Below are 24,698 nucleotides of genomic sequence, written 5' to 3'. Positions count from 1 at the left end.
AATGTAAGCAGTTATTTCAGGAACAGCGTACCAGGTGTCGTTAACCTATACCGTAACTTGCTGCACCAGGGTTAGCACGGCGTCCATTTGCGCTAACTTTGCCCGTTGCATAATCAGGGCCCGCCCCAACTCAATCGCTCGAAGCTCCGCCTCTGCCCGCTTTTTGGCATCAGTAATTTTCTCCAAATCAGCGACATGCGCCAAGCCAACGGTACGGCGGATCAGCTCACAACCGGCGTAACCCAGACTATCTGCCAATACCTGTTGTAAAAAGTGTTGCTGGTAGCGGCTGTTTTGCAGGGCGCTGTCTTGCGTTTCGCTGGCCATTAACTGGCTAAACTGCGAGGCAAATTGCTGCCAGAGCTCACGGATTTGCACTAATAAATAGGCTTGTTGCTGCGCTGCTTGTGCTGGCGCAAACAGGCCGGGGCAGGCGACGTAGTTTAGCAATAAGTTACCGAGCAGGGACCCGACATCAAAGCCGATCGGGCCATAAAAGCCAAACTCGGCGTCGATGACTTTGCAGTTATCAGCATTAATAAAGATACTGCCGCTATGCACATCACCATGCAGCAAGGCCTGGGGTTTGGATAAGAAGTCGGCCTTTAGCGCCGCCACTTCGGCCTGCAGTGCTTCATCCTGCCACAGCTGGCGTGCCCGCGGCAGAATCAGGGCATGGATAGTATTGCGCTCGTGATTACAGTAAGGGTCGGTAAAGAATAAATCCTCGGTGATCAGGCACAGCTCGGGGTTGATAAAGCGGGCCACGGCGGCTTTTTTAACCGGGCCGCTCAGCACAAAATCACTGCTATAAAACAAGGTTTGTGCCAGATAGGTTGCCATTTGGCTGGCCAGATGCGCAAAGGTTTTACCCTTGACCAGCTCGCTGCGTAAAATCTGATACTGCTTCAGATCTTCCATTAAAATAGCCGACAACGCCGGCTCAAAATGCAATACTTCCACCGTATGCTGTGGGCAAAAGCGCCCATGCTGCTGCAACACTTCGGCCTCGATCCGGGCGCGGTCGGTGCTAAGCGGCCAGCTTTCCCCCACGCAACGAGCATAGGGTAATGCCTGCTTGACGATCAGCGAGGTGCCTTTATCATTACAGACCCGGAATACCAGATTCAGATTACCGTCGCCAAATTCAACGGCAGATAATTTACTGTGATCGCCAAAGAGTTCACTATGCTGATCCGCAAAACGTAATGCATCGTCCGGGGTAAAGATATGATAAGCCGTCATCGGGTTGCCTCAATCACTTGCTCGGGGGTAAACAGGGCTGCATAATCGCAAAACATCCAGACGTCTGCAACGCCAAATGAGATAAAACAGATGAAAAACCTGACCGCCTTAAGCCTGAAAATCGTCGGGCAACAGCTCTATGTGCTGGACCAAACCTTACTGCCCCAGCAACAGCAATGGTTGCATTGCACCACCGTGCCACAGATGGTGAGCCTGATCAAGAACTTACAATTACGTGGTGCGCCGGCTATTGGCATTGGCGCTGTGCTGTTACTGGCTTACCGCGCCTTGCAGGGGGATAGCCGCGAGCAGTTGCTGCAAGACGCCGCTGTGCTGCGTGCGGCAAGGCCCACCGCGGTCAATTTAATGAATAACCTGGACACTATGCTGGCGGCGCTGGCGCAGCCGGATTTTGTCGCGGCGGCAGTAGCCTGTGCAGAAGCACTGTTTGCCGAAGATGTGGCGTTATGTGAGCAACTTGCCATAAATGGTGCTGCGCTGGTGCAACCCGGCGAGCGGTTACTGACGCATTGCAATACCGGTGGCCTTGCCACTGCTGGCGTTGGTACGGCGCTCGGCGTCATCCGGCTGGCGCAGCAACAGGGCAAAGCTATCCGGCTCTGGGTAGATGAAACCCGGCCATTATTGCAAGGCGGCCGGCTGACAGCCTGGGAGTGCGAACAACTGGGCATTCCCTATCAGCTGATTTGCGACAATATGGCGGCGATGTTAATGGCTCGCGGTGAGGTGGATCGGATCTTTGTTGGCGCCGACCGTATTGCCGCCAATGGCGACTTTGCCAATAAAGTGGGTACCTATAGCCTGGCGGTGCTGGCGCATTATCATCAGGTGCCGTTTTATGTGGTGGCACCGCGTACGACTATCGACCTGGCCTGTCCGGATGGGGGGGCTATTCCGATCGAGCAGCGCGCTGCGGATGAAGTACGTGGGGTGTCGGGGGCCTTTGGCCAAACGCTGTGGGCGCCGGCGCAGGCTGCGGTATTTAACCCGGCCTTTGATGTGACACCGGCGAAGCTGGTCACCGGCTGGGTGCTGGATAGCGGGGTATATAACCAGCAGCAAATTGCTGCCGGTGTGCTACAGCAACTAAACTATTAAGTCGGCGTTAATCACTTAAGTCGCACAGTATGCCGGTATTGCAGTGGGGTACTGGCAATAAGGAGAATGAAGATGCAAAGCAAGGCAGCAACAATACTGGGTTTTAGCCTGATACTCGGGCTGGCGGCACTGGGATTTCTGGTGCAGCAAATGGCGGTAAAATTTAAAGAATATGAGCGGGTGGTCAATGTAAAAGGCCTGGCCGAGCAGGAAGTGGCAGCCGATACCGTAATTTGGCCGATCCAGTTTACGGTGGCCGATAATCAGCTGGGCAGCTTATTTGAAACCCTGGAGCAGCAAAGCAGCCTAATTACGGCGTTTTTGCAACAGGGCGGTGTCGAGGTCAGTGCCATCAGCCGTGCCGCGCCTAATGTGATTGATAAAAAAGCGCAGCAGTATGGTGAGGGCGATCGGGCGGAGTTTCGCTATATCGCCAGCCAGACGCTAACGGTTTACAGTAAGGATGTGGCAAAAATCCGCGGCTTAATCAGTGCTATCGGGCAACTGGGACGTAAGGGTATTGTCTTTAATCAGGATCCCTACCAGAACCGGGTGGAATACAGCTTTACGGCACTGAATGAGCTAAAGCCACAGATGATTGAGGAAGCGACCAAGCAAGCGCGCGAAGTGGCGTTAAAATTTGCGCAGGATTCACAAAGCCAGCTGGGCAAAATCAAAACCGCGTCACAGGGGCAGTTTTCGATTAGCGACCGGGATGCCAATACACCCCATATTAAAAAGGTGCGCGTAGTGACTACAGTTGAGTATTATCTGTCAGATTAGCCCGGAATTAACGCAGCTATGGCTTACAACAGGGTACAACTAAGCCAAAATCCGCATGCTGAGTTTAGTGGGAATGGAGGAATGCAATGGAATTGTTCACCCTGTTTGCATTGATAGTCGTTATCAGTTTCAGCTTGGCCTGGCTGATCAAACGACGCCTTGGCGTGAAATTATTCGCCCCGCTGCCTGAATATGACAAGGGTTGGAAAAATATGTTAGCAGCGGCTTTACCAGCCATTTCAGCCGCGATTTCTGTGTTGCTAAGTTACTATATAAACTCGCTGCTTTGGCCGTGAGCTTGAGTTTTTCGAGTAGCAGAAGTTGCTGTGCATAGCAGTACAGCTTTGTGATGTAACCCTAAATTGTAATGGTTGGCTTGAGGCAGAGTTATTTTGCTCCTTAAGGTTGGCTAAATATTGAGCTTTTAGTTTTTTAGCAAGTCATTAGCCAGATTTTTAACAATCCATAAGTAATTGAATTTATTACCCCCCCCCTAAGGTCTTAGCAAAAAGTCGCTTTTCTTATAACAAAAAAGAATATAACAAAATATTGTAATTCGTTTGCTAGTACCTTAGTGTTAGATTTATTGCGAAGTTTGCAAAGTTGTAAACACAATAGAAGTTTGAGGTTGTTGTGGCAGAACAAGGATTGTTTCGCGCTAATGCTGTTAAACAGCAAAGTGCCCGCTTAGATGGCGATGTGATTATCGCTCAGCCGCTTAGTAGCACCCTGCTTACCGTCATATTGGTGGGCGTGGTGCTGACACTGCTCACTTTTTTAAGTCTGGCTTCCTTTAACCGCAAAGAAACTGTCACCGGCTATCTAAAGCCCGATATGGGGTTGGCGAAAGTGATGTCGCCACGTTCTGGTGTTATCCAGCAAGTGTTTATTGACGATGGCCAGCAAGTGCAGGCCGGTGATCGGCTGGCCCTGCTGAGCATGCCAGACAACCTTGCCATCGGTGATAGTCTTTCCAGTACGCTGCAACAGGGTATTCAACAACAAATTGCCCTGGTTAGTCAGCGCCGCGAGCAAGTGATTACCCAATTTAACCAGCAAGCCAGTGAATATCAAAGCCGCTTACGTCTTAGTCAAAACTTATTACAAGATTTACAGGCGCAGCAGCAATTATTGCAAGAGAGACTGGCATTGCACTTGCAGCGGCAGCAAGACTTTATTGCCTTGCAGCAACGCGGCGCCATCTCTGCTACCGAGTTACAGCAACAACAAGAGCTGGTATTAAACCTGCGCCAGCAGCTGGCTGAGCTGAATGCCAGTGCGCAAAATCAAAAAGCCCAGTTTGCTCAATTAGAAGGCTTAATTGAACGCTTACCCGGCGAGCAACAGCAACAGCTTACGCTATTAGATAGCGAGCTATCACGACTATCGCAGCAATATACCGAGCTTAGCGCCCGTGGTGAGATGTTAATTACTGCACCCATTAGTGGCCGTGTTACCAATCTGGTGGCTGAGGCCGGCGCTAATGTGCGGGCCGAGTTGCCGCTACTAACCATTATGCCCGATAACGCTGAGCTACAAGCCATTTTACTGGTGCCGACCCGTGCCTATGGCTTTGTTATGCCTGGCCAGCGCACCCGTTTACGGTTTGACGCCTTTCCGTATCAGCGCTTTGGCTTATATGAAGGTGAAGTAATAAAAACGGCGCAGGCTATCGTGCTTCCGGGAGAAGTCGATATGCCTGTCGCCGTACAGGAACCAGTGTACCGGGTACAGGTGGCACTGGGCCAACAAGAGATCCGCGCTTATGGCAACACAGTTCCGCTGCAATCGGGCATGCTGTTAAGCGCAGATATCGTGCTGGAACAACGCAGCTTAATTAGCTGGCTGTTTGAGCCGATTGTAAGCCTAAAAGGGCGATTGTAAGGCTCAGTAAGAGCCAACCTTTAACTTAAAACGTCTCAAGGAGAGATACTATGCAAGAATTAACATTTGAGCAAGTTGAAGAAGTAAGTGGTGGTGTTGGTGCTGGTGGCGCGGTTATTGGAGGCGCTATCGGTGGTATTGGTGCTGCTATGAATGGCGGTAGTATCGGCCAAATTGCTGCAGCAACCTTTACTGGTGCTGTATCAGGTTTTTTCGGTGGGGCAGCTGGGGCAGTTGGAAACCGTATTGGCGCTGCAATTTTTGGTAGCACTGCCGTTGCCACTGGGCTTACTTCAGGTGCAATAGCTGCAGCTTAATCTTATGACGGGCGCTAAGCATTTAGCGCCCGATGGTGGATAGGAGAATCTGGCAATGTATATTTTACATACAGTAATTTTAGCTCTGTTTGCTACGTATGTCTTCCCATTAGTGCTTTCTAAGCGAAAGCTTCATTTTATTGTTATAGCAGCTGCAATTTTTCTTGTCTATTGCATATGGTACGTATATTCATTTATTGATGGATACCAACTGATCAGGGCTCTGGGCAATTTTCTATTGGGTTTATTGGGTGGTATTGCCGCATATATTTATTATAAGAAAAAAGGGGTTTACGATAGCGTAGCTTGATCTAACAGCGCCTATCGCAGCAATATACCGAGCTTAGCGCCCGTGGTGAAATGCTCATTACCGCACCGATTAGTGGCCGTGTTACCAAACTGGTGGTCGAAACCGGCGCCAATGTGCGGGCCGAGTTGCCGCTACTAACCATTATGCCCGATAACGCTGAGCTACAAGCCATTTTACTGGTGCCGACCCGTGCCTATGGCTTTGTTATGCCTGGCCAGCGCACCCGTTTACGGTTTGATGCCTTTCCGTATCAGCGCTTTGGCTTATATGAAGGTGAAGTAATAAAAACGGCGCAGGCTATCGTGCTTCCGGGAGAAGTCGATATGCCTGTCGCCGTACAGGAACCAGTGTACCGGGTACAGGTGGCACTGGGCCAACAAGAGATCCGCGCTTATGGCAACACAGTTCCGCTGCAATCGGGCATGCTGTTAAGCGCAGATATCGTGCTGGAGCAACGCAGCGCGCTTTTTAAACAAGAAGCAGCTGGTTGTTTGAGCCGATTTTAAGCCTGCAAGGGCGGTTATAACGCTCGGTAACGAGCAAACCTTAAACTTAAAATCATCTCAAGGAGAGATCATATGCAAGAGTTAACATTTGAGCAAGTAGAAGAAGTAAGTGGCGGTGTTGGTATTCCTGGCTCCATTGTGGGTGCTGTTGCCGGTGGTATTTCTTACTTAGCTAGCGCTGCGACATCTGGCAGCGGAAGTTTAGGTGGTTTTGCAATAGCTGTGGGTGCCGGAGCCGCTGGTGGATTTGTAACGGGTGGGGCTGTCTCAGTAGCTCGTGCATATGGTGCTACTAAAGTAGCGTTTGCAGGCGGTGCTGCCGCTGGATTAGTTGAGTAGTTTATTGTTTTTATAAGGAGCGCCTTAGTATAGGTGCTCCTTAGAGGAGAATATTATGGGTAATTTGAATATTAAAATAGGTTTAGCCAGTAACATACTTTTTGCATTAGCAATAGTGCTAATATCTGCCGGAGCGATCTTAGACGATAATGTAGTCACTTTTTTTACTATACGAGTTGGGGTCTTTCTATCATTATTATCCGTATTCTATGCCTTATTCAAATACAATGAGGGGGATAAAACCCTTAAAAAAATTTGGGAAGATAAATCGAATAGCTCCGAAAAAAGTTTCTTAAAAGAAATATGGTTATTACAACCTATTCTGTTTGGTATTTTAGCGGTTATTATTTTTGTTCCTAATAATCCATTGATTATATAGCTAATTTTTTGTCTCCAAAGAGAGCGTAATAATTTCGCGTATTGCTTATGAGGCATCTTCCGAACTTGCAACTGCAAAATTTGATTAAAATATTTTTGGTATGGCTGGAGATTTTGTAGGTTTTGCTGTTGCTGGATATACTCCAGCTGAACCAGCAATTGAAATGTGAGTATCGGGAAATGATAAATAAGAAATAATCAGGCAAATCTTTCGCTTGACGAGATAGCTGAAGCACATGGCGGTGCAAATAATAGAGTTGTTGCAGCAACGCGTATGGTTCAAAAAGGAGTTATGAGAGCTGGCAGGGGATTTGCTGCAGGGGTAGTAATTGCTATTGGCCTTGAGGTTTACGAACGTACCCAGTAAAACAGAGGGGGCGAGTCCCCCTTTAAAAAAGTTCTTTTAATAGGAGGCAGAATGTCGTTGAAAAAAACACATTATTGTTTAGGGATCCTAATTGGCACAGTGCTTGGCTTAGCTCTGGGATATACCTTAACTGAGTATGCGATTGAATTGTTTAATAGACTACTAGCTTTATTCTAAGTAGTAGAATGATCTACCAATCCGAAGCCGCTGAGTGCGGTCTAGCTTGTATCGCTATGGTCGCCAATCACCATGGCCATCAGCTGGATTTAACCACACTACGTAATCGCTATAGCGTGTCGCTAAAGGGAGCCAATCTGCAGCAGCTAATGCAGCTGGCAAATCAACTTGGCTTAACGCCGCGTGCCTTAAAGCTGGATTTGGTTGATTTAAAAAATCTGCGCACCCCCTGCATTTTGCACTGGGAGATGAACCACTTTGTGGTGCTAAAAAAAGTGCATCGCAACGGTATTACCATTTTAGACCCGGCGTTAGGTGAACGACGGGTTAGCTTAGCGGATGTGGATAAGGCCTTTACCGGTGTGGCGCTGGAGTTAACACCCAGTACGGAATTTAAAAAAATAGATGAGCGGGTGCGTTTAGGCTTAACCGCTTTCTGGAGCAAGGTGCAAGGCTTGGTACCCTCTCTTACCAAGCTGTTTATATTATCGCTATTACTGCAAGTCTTTGTCTTAGCGGCACCTTACTATACGCAACTCGTTGTCGACGAAGTATTGATTAGCCAGGATAAACCCTTGCTGGTGGTGCTTGCACTGGGCTTTGGCTTACTGATGCTGCTACAGGTGCTGACGCAAACCCTGCGCGGTTGGGTGGTGCTGCATTTAGGCTCAGTGATGAGCGTGCAAATGGCGGCTAATTTAATGCGCCATCTAGTGCATCTACCGCTAAGCTTTTTTGAAAAACGCCATATGGGTGATGTGGTCTCCCGTTTTGGTTCACTTAATGCAGTCCGCGAGTTACTAACCAATAGCCTGGTTGAAGGGGTGATTGATGGCATTATGGCCATTACCGTGCTGGTGATGATGTACCTCTATAGCCCGCAGCTAAGCCTGGTGGTCGGTATCGCGGTGCTACTGTATGCGCTGTTACGCTGGGCATTATACCACCCACTTCACCAACTTACCGAAGCCAGTATCGTCGCCGCCGCCAAAGAGCAAAGTAACTTTATGGAAACGGTGCGCGGCATGCAGAGTATTAAGCTATTTGGCCTGCAAACCCAACGCTTAAATATCTGGCAAAACCGTTTTGCTGATGCGGTTAATCAGAATTACCGGCTCGGTAAATGGCAAATCTCTTATGGCACCATTAATCAGCTACTGTTTGGTATTGAGAATATTCTGGTGGTGTATCTGGCCGCCTTAACAGTCATGACTGGCGAGATGTCAGTCGGGATGTTGTTTGCCTTTATGGCTTATAAAAACCAGTTTACCAACCGCACCGCCGCGTTAATTGATAAAGTGGTAGAAATTAAAATGACCCGGCTGCATTTAGACCGCTTAGCCGATATTGCGCTGACCGAGAAAGAAGATGAGGGCAGTGCCAGCGATAGCCGCGCGCTCAGCGGCCAGTTAAGTTTAACCGCAATTCGTTTTCGTTATGCCAGTAATGACCCGCTGCTATTTAATGATTTAACTCTCAACGTTAAAGCCGGTGAGAATATCGCCATTATTGGCCCGTCCGGTACCGGCAAAACCAGCTTGATGAAAATTATGCTGGGGCTGCTGCCGGCAGAAAGTGGCAAGGTCGAAGTTGATGGTATCGACATCCGCCACCTTGGCCTACGCCATTACCGCAGCCAAGTCGCCGCCGTCATGCAGGATGATCAGCTTATGTCTGGCACCTTAGCCGAGAATATTAGCTTTTTTGACCCGCAGCTGGAGATGCAGCGGGTGGTTGAAGCGGCGCAACTGGCTGGTATTCATCAGGATATCTCGACCATGCCAATGGGTTATAACTCCTTGGTTGGCGATATGGGCAGTTCACTCTCCGGCGGCCAGAAACAGCGAGTACTGTTAGCCAGAGCGCTGTATCGTAAACCGAAAATCTTATTTATGGATGAAGCGACCAGCCATTTGGATGTGCAGCTGGAGCACTATGTCAATCAAGCCATTAAGCAACTAAAAATGACCCGCATTGTCATCGCGCATCGCCCGGAAACCATTCTTAATGCGGAGCGCATTATGCAATTATCTCAGGGGCAGTTACAGGATATTACTGCCGCCTATAAGGCGCAATTTGGATTAGGGATAACAAACCAAAATTAATTTGGCGCAGGCTATCGTGCTTCCGGGAGAAGTCGATATACCTGCCGCTATATCGGTGTATGTGCATTGGTTAAAGGGTGCACTGAGCTGACACAAGATCCGCGCTTATGGCAACATCGTCCTGCTGCAATCGGACATGCCGTTAAGCGCAGATATCGTGCTGAGATATTCCGGTAGGCTCTTTGAAAAGAGAAAGATGGATGTTTAAGCCGATTTTAAACCTGCTTGGGTTGTTATAACGCTCGGTAACGGGTAAACCCTTAAATTAGAAGTATTTCAAGGAGAGAACAGATGGAAGATACAAATTTAAATCAGACTAATTCATTGAATGAGCTCACGCTTGAACAGCTAGAGTTAGTTTCTGGAGGAAGCTGTTACACTCAATTCGTATGGATCGAGCCAAAGGTTATATGTGAAAAAAATCCGTGGCTAGGTGGTACTTACTCTTTCTAATATTGTTGGAGCGCCTCCAGAGCATCAATATGCTCTGGGGTTTTAAAATGAAGATAATATTTTTTCTGCTGCTGGTTTCATTTCCTAGCGTTGTATACTCTAAAGTTTTTGTAAATGATCATGGGCATATTGAATATCATGGTGTTATTACAGAATCTAAGAATGTAACGGCATTTACGCTATTCGAAAAAAGTAATGCAAAACCCAAACGCATCGTGATTTCGAGTTCAGGCGGTGCGGTAGAATCCGGTATACAACTGGGCGAGTGGGTACGCGAGAATACACTAGATGTAGAAGTTGGTGAGTATTGTATATCGTCATGTGCTAATTATGTTTTTATAGCTGGCAAGGATAAGTTTTTAAGAAGAAGTAGCTTTGTCGGTTGGCATGGCAGTTTACTACAAATGCGACAACTACCATTTGTAAGTGCTTCCTATTTGAAAGCGGTCGATGATTATTCCTTAAGTTGTGATTTATCTGAGTTGAGAGCAAGATATGGCAGTCAGTTTGAATTTCCTGTTAGCAGTAATCATCTGCGAGAATGTGTGTTATTGCGGGAGCTGGGTGTTGATTACAGAGTAATGATATTAGGGCAACATTCTGACCACTATGAGTCAATTAAGCACGTCGGTTTGTGGAGCTACAGCTACGACGCCCTTAAAGCGTTGGGAGTGAATAATATCATCCTTACAGATAATATCTGGGAGCCACCACTGTATGTTGGCGATCAGAAAATATTTTACTTCGACATCAATTCACTAGCGTTTTTCAAACAAAAAAAGGCCCGATTTATTCAATCGGGCTAAGACAAGGTAGACAGGTAAGGGTAGGTTACACCCTTCAACAACTTTAACCGCTGTATTCGAATCTCGAACACGGGCTAACTATAAGCCGTACCGACAAGCTGTACAAACGATAAAAAAACACCTGACAGGTTAAAAAAATTCATCTATGGCGGCGGAACTTTGCTTCAGTGAAAAGTGGCGGAAAATGCCGTTAGCTCGCGGGTTGCAGCGCTACTTCCGGGGTATTAAAGCTTTGCAGTACCCAGTCGATTAACAGCTTAATTTCCGGCCGCTCCGGATCCTCATTATGCTGCACCAGATAGTAACGGTCGCGGCTTAGTAAATCCTGTTCAAACAGCTTGACCAGGGCGCCGCTGCTAAACCAGGCGTGGCTGATCGGCATCGGGATCAGCGCCACCCCCAGACCTTGCTGTGCTGCCCGGGCCACGCTAAACATACTGTCCAGTTGAATAATTTGTTTTGGTTGAAACTGATGATAACCGACCCGCTCTGCCCATTGGTGCCAGGCTGTGGGCCGCGCCTGATGCAGGATCAGCGGTGTTTTCTCCAGCACCCGGTAGCCTTTGCCATGCAGCTTTTGAAACAAGCTCGGGTTACAGGCCGGGATATAGCTAATGGGGAACAGATCGTAAGACAGCACATCCTGCGGCTTTTTGCCGGATAGCACCACCGACACATCGGTATATTTCGGGGTCTCACGGCGCGATTTCACCGTTTCCAGCGTCAGGTTAATATTCGGATATTGTTCCGACCAGCCGCGCAAGCGCGGGACAAAGAGCTCACTGGCAAAGAACTCCGGCATCGAGATACTGACTTCTTGGGTGCGTTCTACCTGGCTAAACTGGTTAATGGTTTGGCTAAGTTGCTCCAGCAGCGGCTTAATGGCGTGATAAAACTGTTTACCGCTTTCGGTTAATTCAATGGCGCGGGTTTTGCGCTCAAATAAACTCAGGTTCAGGTTATCTTCCAGCTGTTTGATTTGATGGCTTACCGCAGATGGCGTCAGGTACAGCTGTTTCGCCGTTTCTTTAAAGCTAAGGCATTCTGCGGCAACACAGAAACAGCGCAAGCCTCGCAGCGGTGTTTGCAAAGACATATCAACTTACCCGGGTATCAGCATCAACGTGAAGTATAGGAAACTAGTATGACAAAATTACTGCAAGAGCTAAACCATAATTAAAAGTGATTTACTTTCAGTTGGTTAAGCTAGCTTATCTAGCCCTTTTATCAGTGTTGCACCATTTTGCAGCATTCTACTGCGGCAAAATGGTGTCTGGTAGCGGCTTGTCGCCTAATCTAACAGCGGAAATTGTCGGGCCAGAGTGGTGCCAGTAAAGTGCGCCACCCAACCCGCTGGGTTATTAAACAACCGGATAGCGGTAAAATCCGGGGCGCTGCCCATATCAAACCAATGCGGGGTATTGGCCGGCACACTGATCAGATCATTCTGCTGGCACACCACCTGATAGACCTGCTCACCTAAATGCAGGCAGAACAAGCCCTGACCACGGACAAAAAACCGCACTTCATCTTCGCTATGGATATGCTCATCCAGAAACTTCTGCCGCAGCGCGTCCTTATCCGGATGCGCCGGGTGCAGCGAAATCACGTCCACGGTCTGATAACCTTGCTCTGCTTTTAGTCGGCTGATATCGGCGGCATAGGCTGAGAGCACCTGTTCGCTACTGCTGCTGGCGCTGACTGGCGCTGCGGCTTGCCATTGTTCAAAGCGAATGCCCTGTTGCTGCAATTTCGCGGCGATCTCAGCAGCGTCGCTACTGCTAAATCGCGCTTGCTGGGGCTGGCTCAGGTCGAAGATTTGTAAACGGCTCATCTAACTTTGCACCTCTTATTGCACCTCAATCTGATAAAAATTTTCGGCCCGCTGGTGCTGGCTGGGCGCTTGCTGCTCCCGGATCAGTTGCACTGTGGCAATGCCAAGCTTGGCGGCGGCGTCGAGCTCGGCCGGGACATCGGATAAAAACAGCACCTGATTGGGCGGCAGCTGCAAATGCTGCAGGATAGCCGCATGGCTGGCGATCTCCTGCTTAGCGCCGATGCGGGTATCAAAGTAGCCGCTGAACAGCGGCCGCAGATCACCGGCTTCGCTGTACTGGAACAGCAGCTGTTGCGCTTGTACTGAGCCGGAGCTGTATACATAAAGTTGGATGCCCTGCTGTTGCCAGTGGCGCAGTTGCGCGGCGGCATCCGGATAAATATGGCCCTGAAAATGGCCTTGTTGATAACCATGCTGCCAAACCATGCCTTGCAGGGTTTTTAGCGGTGTCAGTTTTTTATCGGCAGCGATCCAGTCCAGCAGGGCGGCAATACAGTCGTCGGTGCTGGCGGCCGGCTGGCCCAGCAGGCGCCGGATGGCATCCAGTTCTGCTGCCACCGCCGGCTGCTGTTGCTCACGCTGAATAAAGGCTGGTAAATGCGCTTTGGCGTACGGAAACAAGATGTCAGTGACAAAGCTGATGCGGCTGGTGGTGCCTTCAATATCGGTAATAATGGCGCGGTAGTTCACGGTAAGCCTGTTAATTTAATACGTTCCAGTTCGCAGTGTATAAGAAATTCCCAACCCTCCAAATGCCTTTTTGCCTGCTCCAGGCTATGGCCCCAGGCATAAAGACCATGGCCGCGTACCAGCAGTGCAAACGGCAAAGGTTTTTGCAGCCAGCGTTGGCGCAGCTGTTTCGCCAGGGCCGGGATATCCTGCGTATTATCAAATACCGCCAGTGGCAATAACTGCTGGTGACTTTTAATGCCGGTGATGGCTTTTTGCATCTCGTAGCCGCTAAACAGATAGCTGTCGGCCTGCACCAGACGCGAAAATACCGTGGCATGTACGGAGTGGGTATGCAGCACTGCTTTAATGGCCGGATCCAGCCGGTACAATTCGGCGTGCAAGGCGGTTTCTGCTGACGGCGTTCCGTGCGGGCTGGACAGCTGTTCATCCTGCCAGCTTACCGGCAGCAGATCTTGCGGGCTGAGTTCGCCTTTATCTTTGCCGGAGGCGGTGACCAGAGCGCTGTTTTCGCCCTGACGAATGGAGAAATTACCGCCGGTGGCGGGCACCCAATGCCGGCTGGCGATCCAGCGGCCAAGGCTGCAGAGCGCAATGGCGTTCGGGTTAAGCTGATGCACATGGGCTGTATTATTCATGCTACTGACCTGGTTATTCGCTGCGATTCGTCGCTATTTATTGCCTGACGCGGTTAAATATTTTAACCATTAAGGCGTTTATACGCTTGAGCGTTTAGATGTCTATACTTGAAACCTGCCAAATGATAGCATTGATGCCGGTTTTCGCAACTTTTTCAGCCCTTATGTCGATAGTTTCCAAGTTACCCGCGGTGGGCACCACCATCTTCAGTCAGATGTCGCAGTTAGCGGCAGAGCAGCAAGCCATTAATTTATCGCAGGGTTTTCCCGATTTTGCTGCCGATAGCCAGCTTTTGGCCGCGCTGGCCAGGCACAGTAGCGCCGGCTTAAACCAATATGCGCCGATGCCGGGTGTTCCCTTGTTACTGCAGCAAATTGCGGCCCTGACCGCACGCTGTTATGGCCGAGTTCTGGATGAGAGCCGTGAGATCACCGTCACCAGCGGCGCCACTGAAGCCTTATTTGTCGCGATCCAGATGCTGGTGCAGCCGGGGGACGAGGTGCTCCTGTTTGACCCGGCATACGACAGCTATAGCCCGGCCATTCAGTTAGCCGGTGGTGTACCGGTGCATCTGCGTTTAGAGGCGCCGGATTATCGGGTTGACTGGCAGCAGGTGGCGACACGGCTCACGCCGCGTACTAAGTTGATTATCGTCAATAGCCCGCATAATCCAACCGGAATGGTATTTAGCCATGCAGACTGGCTGGCCTTGCAGCACTTGGTTGCCCAGCATGGCCTGTATTGTCTTAGTGACGAAGTTTACGAGCATATGGTGTACGATGCGGCACCGCGGCTGAGCGCGAATTGTTATGCGGAATTGGCGGCACGCTCGGTTATCGTGTCATCCTTTGGTAAAACCTTTCATGTTACCGGCTGGAAACTCGGTTATGCGGTGGCGCCAGCTGGGCTGATGACAGAGTTTCGGAAAATTCATCAGTATGTCACCTTCTCCAGTTTTACGCCGGCGCAATATGCGATCGCCGAGATGCTGCGCGAACAGCCGCAGCAGGTGACCGAGCTGGCGGCGTTTTACCAGCACAAGCGCGATCAGTTCCGCCAGGCGTTAAGCGGTAGTCGGTTCAGCTTGTTACCTTGTCAGGGTACTTATTTTCAGCTGCTGGACTATAGCGCCATTGCGCCAGAGCTGGATGACCTCAGTTTTTGCCGTTATCTGACCATCGAGCATAAAGTGGCGGCGATCCCGCTGTCGGTATTTTATCAGCATGGGTCCAATGCACGGATAATCCGGCTGTGTTTTGCCAAGCAGGATACGACACTGGCTCAGGCCGCGGAGGTGTTATGCCGGCTGTGATGGCACCCAAGCTAAGGGTAGCGATGCTGCAAACAGAACTGGTATGGCAGGATACTGCGGCTAACCTGCAGGCGCTGTCGCGGCAACTGGCCGCCGCCCCGGCCGCAGACTTGCTGGTATTGCCAGAAATGTTTGCCAGTGGTTTTAGTATGGACAGTGCCCGTATCGCCGAGCATGAGCCCGGGCCGGCACTAAGCTGGCTTAAACAGCAGGCGGCGCACTATCAAAGTGCCATTGCCGGTTCGCTGGCGGTTCGCGCAGCTGACGGGCACTATGTGAACCGGCTGTATTTTGTCACCCCGGATGGTGCGGTACAGTCCTATGATAAACGCCATTTATTCCGCATGGCCGGTGAGCATCAGGCTTATGCCGCCGGACAGCAGCGGGTTATTGTTAACTGGCAAGGCTGGCGCATCTTGCTGCAGGTCTGTTATGACCTGCGCTTTCCGGTTTTTAGCCGCAACCTGGGCGATTATGATGCCATAATTTATGTCGCAAACTGGCCGGCGCCGCGTAGCCGCGCCTGGTGGTTATTATTGCAGGCCAGAGCGATTGAAAATCAGGCCTATGTGTTTGGCTGCAACCGGGTGGGGCAGGATGCTAATGGTCTTAATTACCGCGGCGATAGCCTGATTGTCGATTATCTGGGCCAGCCGCTGGCTGAGCTGGCGCCTGAGCAGAGCGGCATCCTTTATGCAGAGGCCGATCTGGCGGCGTTACAGCAGTTCCGGCAGCAGTTTCCGGCGCAGCTGGATGCCGATGCTTTCGAATTACGTTAGTGCCAAACCGCAGCTGCGGTAAGCTGGCGCAGGGAGTTTAGCGATGTCGCGTGCTGCACCGACTGCCGTGATCTTTAGCGGTTTCTTTATCCTCGGTAACCTGATTATTCTGTGGGGCTTGCTGCTGCCTGATTTGGCGGCAGAGCTGGCGCTATCGAAAAGCCTTAGCGGTCTGTTCTTTAGTCTGATGTCGGTTGGCACCATACTCGGTGCCGTGCTGGGCGGTAAGTATGCGCAGAAGTTTCAGTTTTTAAAGCTGTTCGCGGCACTGGCGCTGTTATCCGCCTGTTGGTTACTACTGATCTCGCTGGTTAACGACTGGCGCTATTTACTGCTGCTGATCACTCTGATCGGCATGACCTATTCCATTATGTTTACCATTGGCCATACGCTGATCGCCCGCTTATTTGCTAACCGCAGGGCGGCGATGATGGGACTGATGGACTTTATGTTTAGTCTTGGCACCCTTACCGCGCCCCTGTGGGTGGTACTGCTGTTCCGCTACCTGGATGACTGGCGCTGGCCGCTACGGATCCTTGCTTTTGGCCTGCTTGTTATTGCCTGTTACAGCTACTGGGTGGCTTCAAGGTTACCGGCTTTGGCGCAGCCGGCACGCAGCGGCGCCAGAAGTTTGTCTTACACGGCATTATTACGCCAGCCACTGTTTTTACTGCTACTGCTGGTGATGATTGGATATGGCGCGGCGGAGTGGGGCCAGGGTAACTGGTTTGTCAGCTATGCGGTAACCGGCCTCGGTTTACAGGCAGAGCAAAGCCGGTTACTGCTGGCCTGGTTTACCGGCGGTATGGTGCTGAGCCGGCTGGGCTTTGCGCTGCTGCTGCGCTGGCTAACGGCAAGCCAGTTGTTACTGCTATTAGGTATCCTGACCGTCACTGGTGCTTTGTTGGTGAAGCTGGGCGCGACCGTTGCGCTGCTCGGGGTAGGAAATTTATTGCTGGGTCTGGGGATTGGCGCCATTTTCCCGCTGATGCTGGCCACAGTGATGGATCTGGATAGTGACAATGGCCCGGTACTGTCCGGTATTGCCAGCATTGGCAGTGCGGTGGGTTTCCAGTTTGCCGGACTCCTAACCGGGCTTTGGGCCGGACAAGCCGGCATCGTTAATGCGTTCTGGCTGGTGCCACTGGCCAGTTTCTGGTTATTGCTGACCCTAATCGTGTTTTGTCGATTACTGGCGGCACGCCTAAGCAGGGCTTGACCGGCAACGGATTCGCGGCAACACTATATGCCCATTGGTTAACCGGGTTTCAAATAGTGAAACAACTCGATTGGGCAGCCCTGCAACAGGCTGCCAAAGATGCCGCCGCGCAGGCTTATGCGCCCTATAGTCAGTTTCCGGTTGGTGTGGCAGTACTGGCTGAAAATGGTCAGATCTTCACCGGCTGTAATGTTGAGAACGCCTCTTACGGCGGTACGGTTTGCGCCGAGCGCAATGCCATCGCCGCTGCCGTGGTGGCCGGCCAACGCCGCTTTCAGGCGTTAATGGTATATACCCCGCAAACGAAACTTACCCCGCCCTGCGGTATTTGCCGGCAGGTGATCGCCGAATTCTTTTTACCAGACAGTCCGATCGCCAGTTGTAATCATTTAGGTGAGCAACAGAGCTGGAGTTTGCAGCAATTATTGCCGGATGCCTTTACGCCAACCTATCTGGCAGCCAGCACAAAAATTGAAAAGGATATATAAATGGCCATTCCACAGGAAATTATTAAACGTAAGCGCAATGGTGGCGTGTTAAACGAAGCCGAGATCCGGCAGTTTGTGCAGGGGCTGACCGACGACAGCTTTAGCGATAGCCAGGCTGCGGCGCTGGCGATGGCGATTTATTTAAATGGCATGACGGTACCGGAAACGGTGGCGTTGACGCTGGCAATGCGCGACTCCGGTACTGTATTACAATGGCCGGGCCTGAATGGTCCGGTGGTGGATAAACACAGTACTGGCGGCGTCGGTGACAAGGTGACCCTGATGCTGGCGCCGATGGTTGCGGCCTGTGGCGCCTTTATGCCCAGTATTGCCGGGCGCGGCCTCGGGCACACCGGTGGTACAGTCGATAAACTGGAAGCTATACCGGGCTACAGCTGTACGCAACCCCTGACGAAAATTCGCCAGCTGTTACCTGAGCTGGGCTGTGTCATTGTCGGCCAGAGCAGTGAACTGGCGCCGGCCGATCGCCGGCTCTATGGGATTCGTGATGTGACGGCGACAGTAGAGTCTATTCCGTTGATTACGGCCTCGATTTTATCGAAAAAACTGTCCGAGGGGCTGGATGCCCTGGTGATGGATGTCAAAGTCGGTAACGGTGCCATTATGGCCACGGCAGAGGATGCCAGTGCCTTAGCCCACAGTATTGTTAACACGGCGACTGGCGCCGGTGTCGCCACCCGGGCGCTGATCACCGATATGAATCAGATCCTCGGCACCACCGCCGGTAATGCGCTGGAAGTGGTCGAAACGCTGGATTATCTGACCGGCAAATACCGCGAACCACGGTTACACCAGCTGACGCTGGAGTTGGGTGCCAATATGCTGCTGCTCGGTAAACGCTATCAGGATAAGGCCGCCGCCATCGCTGCGCTGGAACATAGTCTGAGCAGTGGTAAAGCCGCTGAAATCTTTGCCAAAATGGTCAGTGCCTTGGGAGGGCCGGCAGATTTACTGGAGCGGCCTGATAACTATCTGGCGCAGGCGCCGGTGGTTGTTCCGGTACTGGCTCCACAAACGGGCAAACTGGTCTATACTGACACCGTTGGCTTAGGGATGGCGGTGGTACGTTTGGGCGGCGGTCGTTCACACCCGGCACAACAAATTGATCCGGCAGTGGGTTTTAGCAACATTGTTGCCGCGGGCACTGAGGTTAGCGCCGGTGAGCCGATTGCGATGGTGCATGCAGCGACTAGCGAGGCTGCCGCTGTAGCACAAGCGGAATATCTGGCGGCCTGTCAGTTTGGTGCCGCTGTCAGTTACCCATTATTGCATCAGGTTATCGGCTAACCGAAAGGCTGCAGAATTTCTGCAGCATCCGCCCTGATAACACAAGAGGGAATTTTAGTGTTAAGTAGTGCGTTTTATCTGGTGGCGACCTCAATATTGCCCGCAGCTGCTGCGGCGGGCAATCCTACTGTGGTCTGGTTACAAACAGATTGGGCACCGCACCAGATCCTGGAAGGGCCACATCTGGGTAAGGGCACCTTTGATCTGTTACTTAAGCGCTTGGCGGCCTTACTGCCGCAGTATCAGCATCAAAGCCGCTTAATCAGTCTGGGGCGAATTGAGCCGCATTTTCAGCGCAGCGACGAAATTATCTGTATCGCGGGCTCGTTGTATACCGAGGAGCGGGCCAGTACCCGTTATTACTCTTTGCCGGTGGCGATCGGCCCGGGCTTCGCGGTAAATTATGTTAGTACTAGCATGGTCGCCGACTATGTTGAAGGCGATCTGACGTTGGATATTAATAAGCTGGTACAGCATCCGGAGCTGATTGGCGCCTATCAACCCAACAGGTATTATCCCGAGGTGATGCTACAGGCGATAGGCCAGCAAGGCAGCAATCTGCTGGCGACAGAGTTTACCAGTGAATTGAATGCGGCAGCGCTGCTGCATTCCCGACGTATCGATTATGTCATTGAATACCCTGAGCGGATGCAGTTTTATCAGCGTAACCTGGCTTATACCAGCGATATTGCCAGCGCCGCGCTGCTTGGTGCTTCGCCTTATTCGGTGTCCTATATCACTTGCAATAAGCATCCGTTGAGTCAGCAGCTGATCACGGAAATCAATCAGGTATTACCGGTATTGTGGCAGGCTGATGATTTTCAGGAGCTGCTGTTTTACTGGCTGGATCAGAACGCCAGACAAATTTTGCTGCCGAAATTTCTGCAGTTGAAGCAGCAAATGGCAGAAAAAAACCGGCCATAAAGCCGGTTTTTTTTGCTGCAGGCAGAATTAAGATTTCTGCCGCTTCATCGCGTCGAAAAACTCATCGTTGGTCTTGGTCATCGACAGCTTATCGATCAGGAACTCCATGCAATCTGTCTCATCCATTGGATTGAGGATCTTGCGTAAAATCCACATTTTTTGCAGCTCTTCCGGTGACGCCAATAACTCTTCACGGCGGGTACCAGAGCGGTTAAAGTCGATAGCAGGGAATACCCGGCGCTCAGCAATTTTGCGCGACAGGTGTAATTCCATATTACCGGTACCTTTAAACTCTTCGTAGATAACCTCGTCCATTTTCGAGCCGGTATCAACCAACGCCGTCGCGATGATGGTCAGGCTGCCACCTTCTTCCACATTACGGGCGGCACCGAAGAAGCGTTTTGGTTTATGCAAGGCGTTGGCATCGACACCACCGGTTAATACTTTGCCGGAGCTTGGGATCACGGTGTTGTAAGCACGGGCTAAACGGGTAATTGAGTCGAGCAGGATAATCACATCTTTTTTGTGTTCGACCAAGCGCTTGGCTTTTTCAATCACCATCTCCGCAACCTGGACGTGACGGCTGGCTGGTTCATCGAAAGTCGAGGCCACCACTTCACCTTTTACCAGGCGTTGCATCTCGGTGACTTCTTCCGGACGCTCATCGATCAGTAAGACCATCAGCACACACTCAGGGTGGTTGGCGGCAATCGACTGTGCAATATTCTGTAATAAGATGGTTTTACCGGCTTTCGGCGGGGCTACAATAAGACCGCGTTGACCGCGGCCAATAGGCGCTGCCAGATCTAATACCCGGGCCGTGATATCTTCACGGCTGCCATTACCCCGCTCCATCCGCAGGCGTGAATTGGCATGCAGCGGCGTTAAGTTTTCAAACAGGATCTTATTGCGGGCTTGTTCTGGTTTACCGAAGTTCACTTCGCTGACTTTTAACAGCGCGAAATAACGCTCACCTTCTTTTGGTGGCCGGATCAAACCTGAAATACTGTCACCGGTACGCAGGTTAAAACGGCGGATCTGACTCGGCGAGACATAGATATCATCCGGGCCGGCCAGATAAGAGCTGTCAGAGGAGCGCAGAAAACCGAAGCCGTCCTGTAGAATTTCCAGTACGCCATCACCGTAAATTTCTTCACCGTTTTTGGCATGGGCTTTCAGGATGGCGAAAATGATGTCTTGCTTGCGCAGACGGGCCATATTTTCCTGGCCCATAGACTCAGCCAGCTCAACCAGTTCGCTAATTGGCTTCAGTTTCAGTTCTGTTAAATGCATATTTGATGGGTTCTTGTTGGTAAAAACAGAGTAAAAGCTTATCGGTTCGATAAAAATAAGGGATTGAAGTTGGTTTTTTCGACAGACAAGCGTGGTTCAGGACTTTTGCTATTGCACACAATAGCAGCTGATAATGACTGCGTCCAGCAGACAATTTAAAAAGGCGTATAAAAAATACGCCTTTTTTCGTACTGTGCTTAGATATTGCTATCCAGGAACTGCTTTAACTGGGTTTTTGACAGCGCACCAACCTTGGTTGCTGCAACCTGACCGTTTTTGAATAACAGTAAGGTTGGAATACCACGAATACCAAACTTAGGTGGTGTATTCGGGTTCTGGTCGATATTGACCTTAGCAACAGTGACCTTACCGGCGTATTCAGTGGCGACATCATCCAGGATTGGCGCGATCATTTTACAAGGCCCACACCACTCTGCCCAGAAGTCTACCAGTACCGGCGCTTCTGCTTTTAACACGTCAGTTTCGAAACTGTCGTCAGAAACCTGTAAAATATGTTCGCTCATCTATTTCTCCGTTCAGGCTGTGCAGTTACACTGCAAATATCTATTATCAATTTAATCGCGGCTGTTTCTTATTGCAAGCGTAACAGTTATGCTAGGCAGGTATGAATAAAACACACTTAACATCGCATAAATTCGCCGATTTCGCATTGGCGCCCCAGGTTCTTGACGCATTGAATGCGCAAGGTTTCGGTTATTGTACGCCAATTCAGGCCCAATGTTTACCCCTGGCGTTAGCTGGCAAAGATATCGCCGGTCAAGCGCAAACAGGTACGGGTAAAACACTGGCTTTCTTAACGGCGACCTTTCACCATCTGCTGACCCATGAGCCAAAAGGCTCAGGCCAACCGCGGGCTATTATTATGGCTCCTACGCGCGAACTGGCCGTTCAGATCCATAATGATGCCGTAATGCTGGCGCAAAAAGCCAACCTGCGGCTTGGTCTGATCTATGGGGGCGAGGGCTATGATTCTCAACGCCAGGCCCTGGAGCAGGGTGTAGATATTTTAATTGGTACCACCGGCCGGCTGATCGATTACCTGAAACAAGGTTTGTACGACCTGTCGCAAATTCAGGTGGTGGTGCTGGATGAAGCAGATCGGATGTTTGATCTTGGCTTTATCAAAGATATCCGCTTTATGTTTAACCGGATGCCGCCGGCGACCGAACGCTTAAGTCTATTATTCTCTGCCACCCTGTCATATAAAGTACAGGAACTGGCGTTTGAGAAGATGAACCAGCCGGTACATATCCATATCGCGCCGGAAGAAATGACTGGTAGCCGGATCAGTGAAGAACTGTTCTATCCGGCGCATGAACATAAGATGCCGCTGTTGCTAACGCTGTTGGAAGAAGAATGGCCGGATAAAGCCATAGTGTTTGCTAATACCAAGCATGCCTGTGAAGATGTCTATCATTGGTTAGACGCCGATGGTCACCGGGTTGGCCTATTAACCGGTGACGTGATCCAGAAAAAACGGCTGAAAATCCTCGATGATTTTACTACCGGCAAACTGGATATTCTGGTAGCGACCGATGTTGCCGCCCGTGGTTTACATATCCCGAAAGTCAGCCATGTCTTTAACTACGATTTGCCGGATGACTGCGAAGACTACGTACATCGCATTGGCCGCACCGGTCGCGCTGGCGAGAGTGGTAAAGCGATCAGTTTTGCCTGCGAACGTTATGCGTTAAATCTGACGGCGATTGAAGACTATATCAAGCATCCGATCCCGGTTACCCAGTACGACGTGGATGCCTTGCTGACCGATCTTACCCCGCCAAAACCGCGGGTCAGACGCCGCCCGGGCCAGGCCCGCAGTGGTGGTCGCAGCCATAGTGGACGCAATAGCCATGGCGCCAGAGCCCCGCGTAATCGCCCCTGATCTCACCGCAGTCAAAGTGGCTACGCCTTCACCGCATAGTGATATCTATGCGGTGATCGATCTTGGCTCCAACAGCTTTCATATGCTGATGGTCAAGGTGGTCGGCGGCTCGGTGCAAGTGATTGGCCGGGTCAAACGCAAGGTCAGGCTGGCGGCCGGTTTAAACGACAGCCTGGTGCTCAGTCATAAAGCAATGAAACGTGGCTGGGAGTGCCTGGCCCTTTTCGCCGAGCGCCTGCAGGACATCCCCAGTCAGAATATCCGTATCGTTGGCACCGCGACTTTGCGTCTGGCGCGCAATGTCAGCAGCTTTTTAACTGAGGCTGAAGCCATTTTAGGGCAAAAAGTCGAGGTGATTAGCGGCGAGGACGAAGCCCGCATCATTTATCTGGGCGTGGCCCATACCTCCAACAGTGACAGCAGTCGACTGGTGATTGATATTGGTGGCGCCAGTACCGAGGTGGTGATTGGTCAGGGCTTTAGCCCGAAACAGCTGGCCAGTTTAAATATGGGCTGTGTCACCTACCTGGAACGCTATTTCAGCGATCAGCAACTGAGCGAAGAAAACTTTTTGGCGGCGATAGCTGCGGCTGAGCAACAAATTCAGCCTATTGTCAGCGAGTTCCGGCAGGCCGGCTGGCAGCTGGCGGTGGGCGCATCGGGCACAGTGCAGGCGGTACAGGAAATGCTGGTCGCTCAGGGTAAAGACGAAGTGATTACCCTGCAAAAACTGGATGATATCTTGCAGCAGGTGATGGCCTGTGGCCAGTTGCAGCAGCTAAATCTGGTTGGGCTGGCGCAGGAACGCAAGCAGGTATTTCCATCCGGCTTAGCCATTCTGATTGCCCTGTTCCGGCAGCTGGATATTCAGGGCATGACACTGTCCGGCGGTGCGCTGCGTGAAGGCGTATTGTACAGCATGCTACCGCAACTGCAGGATGCCAATGTCCGGCATCGTACCGTAAACAGTCTGATGATCCGCTATTTTATTGATCAACAGCATGCGCAGCGGGTGGCTGAGATGGCACTGGAGCTGGCGGCGCAATTACAAAGTCGCTGGGATCTGCAGAAGTTTGAAGGCCTGAGCATGCTGCGGTGTAGTGCCTTGTTGCATGAACTTGGCCTGTTAATCGAATACAAAAATCACCATCATCATGGTGCCTATATTATCAGTCACTCCGATTTACCCGGCTTTACCCGCGCACAGCAGCAGTTGTTAATGGCTCTGGTACATAACCATCGCGCCGAAATCATGCCTGAAGTACTGGCCCGGCAGACGATGACGTCAGTGGTGTTGGCGGTGCGTCTGACCCGTATCCTGCGCCTGGCGGTGATATTGTCGATGCGACGCCGGCATGAGGCCCTGCCTCAGGTCACGATCAACGCGAAGGCAGAAAGCCTGGAGCTGGTTTTACCGAACGGTTGGCTGGAACAACACCCTTTGATGCGTGCCGAGCTGGAACAGGAAATCCAGTACCAGCAACAAGCTGGTTGGCAGTTGAGTATCAATTAAG

General features: G+C 50.9%; 24 protein-coding genes. 17 read left to right on the top strand and 7 right to left on the bottom strand.

What is annotated here, in order from left to right:
• Positions 1–45 precede the first annotated feature (45 nt).
• Positions 46–1,245, bottom strand: coding sequence for an S-methyl-5-thioribose kinase (mtnK, locus tag A9165_RS03365; protein WP_065954892.1), 1,200 nt, complete (start codon positions 1,243–1,245; stop codon positions 46–48).
• 90 nt (positions 1,246–1,335) lie between these two features.
• On the opposite strand from mtnK, the gene mtnA reads away from it, so the two are divergent.
• From mtnA to A9165_RS03310, 9 genes are all read left to right on the top strand, one after another.
• Positions 1,336–2,364, top strand: coding sequence for an S-methyl-5-thioribose-1-phosphate isomerase (mtnA, locus tag A9165_RS03360; RefSeq protein ID WP_065954891.1), 1,029 nt, complete (start codon positions 1,336–1,338; stop codon positions 2,362–2,364).
• A gap of 72 nt (positions 2,365–2,436) precedes the next feature.
• A complete protein-coding gene (locus A9165_RS03355; protein ID WP_065954890.1) occupies positions 2,437–3,147 on the top strand; it encodes an SIMPL domain-containing protein in 711 nt (236 codons plus the stop codon).
• A 633-nt stretch (positions 3,148–3,780) separates the two neighbouring features.
• The gene (locus tag A9165_RS03345) at positions 3,781–5,031 is read left to right on the top strand and encodes an HlyD family secretion protein (protein WP_065954888.1); all 1,251 of its coding nucleotides are present in this window, start codon (positions 3,781–3,783) and stop codon (positions 5,029–5,031) included.
• A gap of 50 nt (positions 5,032–5,081) precedes the next feature.
• A complete protein-coding gene (locus A9165_RS03340; RefSeq protein WP_065954887.1) occupies positions 5,082–5,348 on the top strand; it encodes a hypothetical protein in 267 nt (88 codons plus the stop codon).
• A gap of 360 nt (positions 5,349–5,708) precedes the next feature.
• Positions 5,709–6,164: an HlyD family efflux transporter periplasmic adaptor subunit gene (locus A9165_RS03330; RefSeq protein ID WP_255365627.1), complete on the top strand. Its 456-nt coding sequence runs from the start codon at positions 5,709–5,711 to the stop codon at positions 6,162–6,164.
• Between the two features lie 72 nt (positions 6,165–6,236).
• Positions 6,237–6,503, top strand: a complete 267-nt coding sequence (locus A9165_RS03325) for a hypothetical protein (protein WP_008609731.1) — start codon at positions 6,237–6,239, stop codon at positions 6,501–6,503.
• Positions 6,504–6,558: 55 nt separating this feature from the next.
• Positions 6,559–6,882 carry a hypothetical protein gene (locus A9165_RS03320; protein WP_065954886.1) on the top strand — a complete coding sequence of 108 codons (324 nt, stop codon included), beginning with the start codon at positions 6,559–6,561 and terminating at the stop codon, positions 6,880–6,882.
• Positions 6,883–7,433: 551 nt separating this feature from the next.
• Positions 7,434–9,530, top strand: coding sequence for a peptidase domain-containing ABC transporter (locus A9165_RS03315; protein WP_065954885.1), 2,097 nt, complete (start codon positions 7,434–7,436; stop codon positions 9,528–9,530).
• A gap of 500 nt (positions 9,531–10,030) precedes the next feature.
• Positions 10,031–10,789 (top strand): hypothetical protein, encoded by a 759-nt coding sequence (locus A9165_RS03310; RefSeq protein ID WP_141686131.1) that lies wholly within the window; start codon positions 10,031–10,033, stop codon positions 10,787–10,789.
• Between the two features lie 190 nt (positions 10,790–10,979).
• On the opposite strand, the gene A9165_RS03305 is transcribed toward A9165_RS03310, so the two are convergent.
• The 4 genes from A9165_RS03305 to A9165_RS03290 form a co-directional block, all read right to left on the bottom strand.
• Positions 10,980–11,885 (bottom strand): LysR substrate-binding domain-containing protein, encoded by a 906-nt coding sequence (locus A9165_RS03305; RefSeq protein WP_065954883.1) that lies wholly within the window; start codon positions 11,883–11,885, stop codon positions 10,980–10,982.
• A gap of 195 nt (positions 11,886–12,080) precedes the next feature.
• The gene (locus A9165_RS03300; protein WP_065954882.1) at positions 12,081–12,623 is read right to left on the bottom strand and encodes an acireductone dioxygenase; all 543 of its coding nucleotides are present in this window, start codon (positions 12,621–12,623) and stop codon (positions 12,081–12,083) included.
• Positions 12,624–12,638: 15 nt separating this feature from the next.
• The gene (mtnC, locus tag A9165_RS03295; protein ID WP_065954881.1) at positions 12,639–13,316 is read right to left on the bottom strand and encodes an acireductone synthase; all 678 of its coding nucleotides are present in this window, start codon (positions 13,314–13,316) and stop codon (positions 12,639–12,641) included.
• Positions 13,313–13,954 (bottom strand): methylthioribulose 1-phosphate dehydratase, encoded by a 642-nt coding sequence (locus A9165_RS03290; protein ID WP_065954880.1) that lies wholly within the window; start codon positions 13,952–13,954, stop codon positions 13,313–13,315. The genes mtnC and A9165_RS03290 overlap by 4 nt, the downstream gene beginning before the upstream one ends.
• A gap of 134 nt (positions 13,955–14,088) precedes the next feature.
• On the opposite strand from A9165_RS03290, the gene A9165_RS03285 reads away from it, so the two are divergent.
• From A9165_RS03285 to A9165_RS03260, 6 genes are read left to right on the top strand one after another with little or no spacing between them, the layout of a single operon-like run.
• Positions 14,089–15,267 carry a methionine aminotransferase gene (locus A9165_RS03285; RefSeq protein WP_065954879.1) on the top strand — a complete coding sequence of 393 codons (1,179 nt, stop codon included), beginning with the start codon at positions 14,089–14,091 and terminating at the stop codon, positions 15,265–15,267.
• A complete protein-coding gene (locus A9165_RS03280) occupies positions 15,255–16,046 on the top strand; it encodes an amidohydrolase (RefSeq protein ID WP_065954878.1) in 792 nt (263 codons plus the stop codon). Before A9165_RS03285 ends, A9165_RS03280 begins: the two co-directional genes overlap by 13 nt.
• 43 nt (positions 16,047–16,089) lie before the next feature.
• Positions 16,090–17,265 carry a sugar MFS transporter gene (locus tag A9165_RS03275; RefSeq protein WP_065954877.1) on the top strand — a complete coding sequence of 392 codons (1,176 nt, stop codon included), beginning with the start codon at positions 16,090–16,092 and terminating at the stop codon, positions 17,263–17,265.
• Between the two features lie 56 nt (positions 17,266–17,321).
• The gene (locus tag A9165_RS03270) at positions 17,322–17,753 is read left to right on the top strand and encodes a cytidine deaminase (protein WP_065954915.1); all 432 of its coding nucleotides are present in this window, start codon (positions 17,322–17,324) and stop codon (positions 17,751–17,753) included.
• Positions 17,754–19,061: a thymidine phosphorylase gene (gene deoA / locus A9165_RS03265; RefSeq protein ID WP_065954876.1), complete on the top strand. Its 1,308-nt coding sequence runs from the start codon at positions 17,754–17,756 to the stop codon at positions 19,059–19,061. It abuts the gene before it with no gap.
• 57 nt (positions 19,062–19,118) lie between these two features.
• Entirely contained in the window at positions 19,119–19,985 is an 867-nt protein-coding gene (locus A9165_RS03260) for a hypothetical protein (RefSeq protein WP_008609716.1), read from the top strand.
• Positions 19,986–20,012: 27 nt separating this feature from the next.
• Here the strand turns inward: A9165_RS03260 and rho are convergent, their stop codons facing one another.
• Positions 20,013–21,278 (bottom strand): transcription termination factor Rho, encoded by a 1,266-nt coding sequence (rho, locus tag A9165_RS03255; protein ID WP_008609715.1) that lies wholly within the window; start codon positions 21,276–21,278, stop codon positions 20,013–20,015.
• Positions 21,279–21,475: 197 nt separating this feature from the next.
• Complete coding sequence (trxA, locus tag A9165_RS03250; protein WP_008609714.1) at positions 21,476–21,802, bottom strand: thioredoxin TrxA; 327 nt, start codon at positions 21,800–21,802, stop codon at positions 21,476–21,478.
• A 101-nt stretch (positions 21,803–21,903) separates the two neighbouring features.
• Between trxA and rhlB the strand changes: the two genes are divergently transcribed.
• Positions 21,904–23,184 carry an ATP-dependent RNA helicase RhlB gene (rhlB, locus tag A9165_RS03245; RefSeq protein WP_065954875.1) on the top strand — a complete coding sequence of 427 codons (1,281 nt, stop codon included), beginning with the start codon at positions 21,904–21,906 and terminating at the stop codon, positions 23,182–23,184.
• Positions 23,153–24,697, top strand: coding sequence for a guanosine-5'-triphosphate,3'-diphosphate diphosphatase (gppA, locus tag A9165_RS03240; RefSeq protein WP_083216214.1), 1,545 nt, complete (start codon positions 23,153–23,155; stop codon positions 24,695–24,697). Before rhlB ends, gppA begins: the two co-directional genes overlap by 32 nt.
• Position 24,698 lies beyond the last annotated feature (1 nt).

The organism is Alishewanella sp. HH-ZS (genome assembly GCF_001704375.1).
Classification (GTDB): domain Bacteria; phylum Pseudomonadota; class Gammaproteobacteria; order Enterobacterales; family Alteromonadaceae; genus Alishewanella; species Alishewanella aestuarii.
The sequence above is the reverse complement of the archived record's forward strand: the minus strand, read 5'-3'. Positions and strand labels throughout refer to the sequence as shown.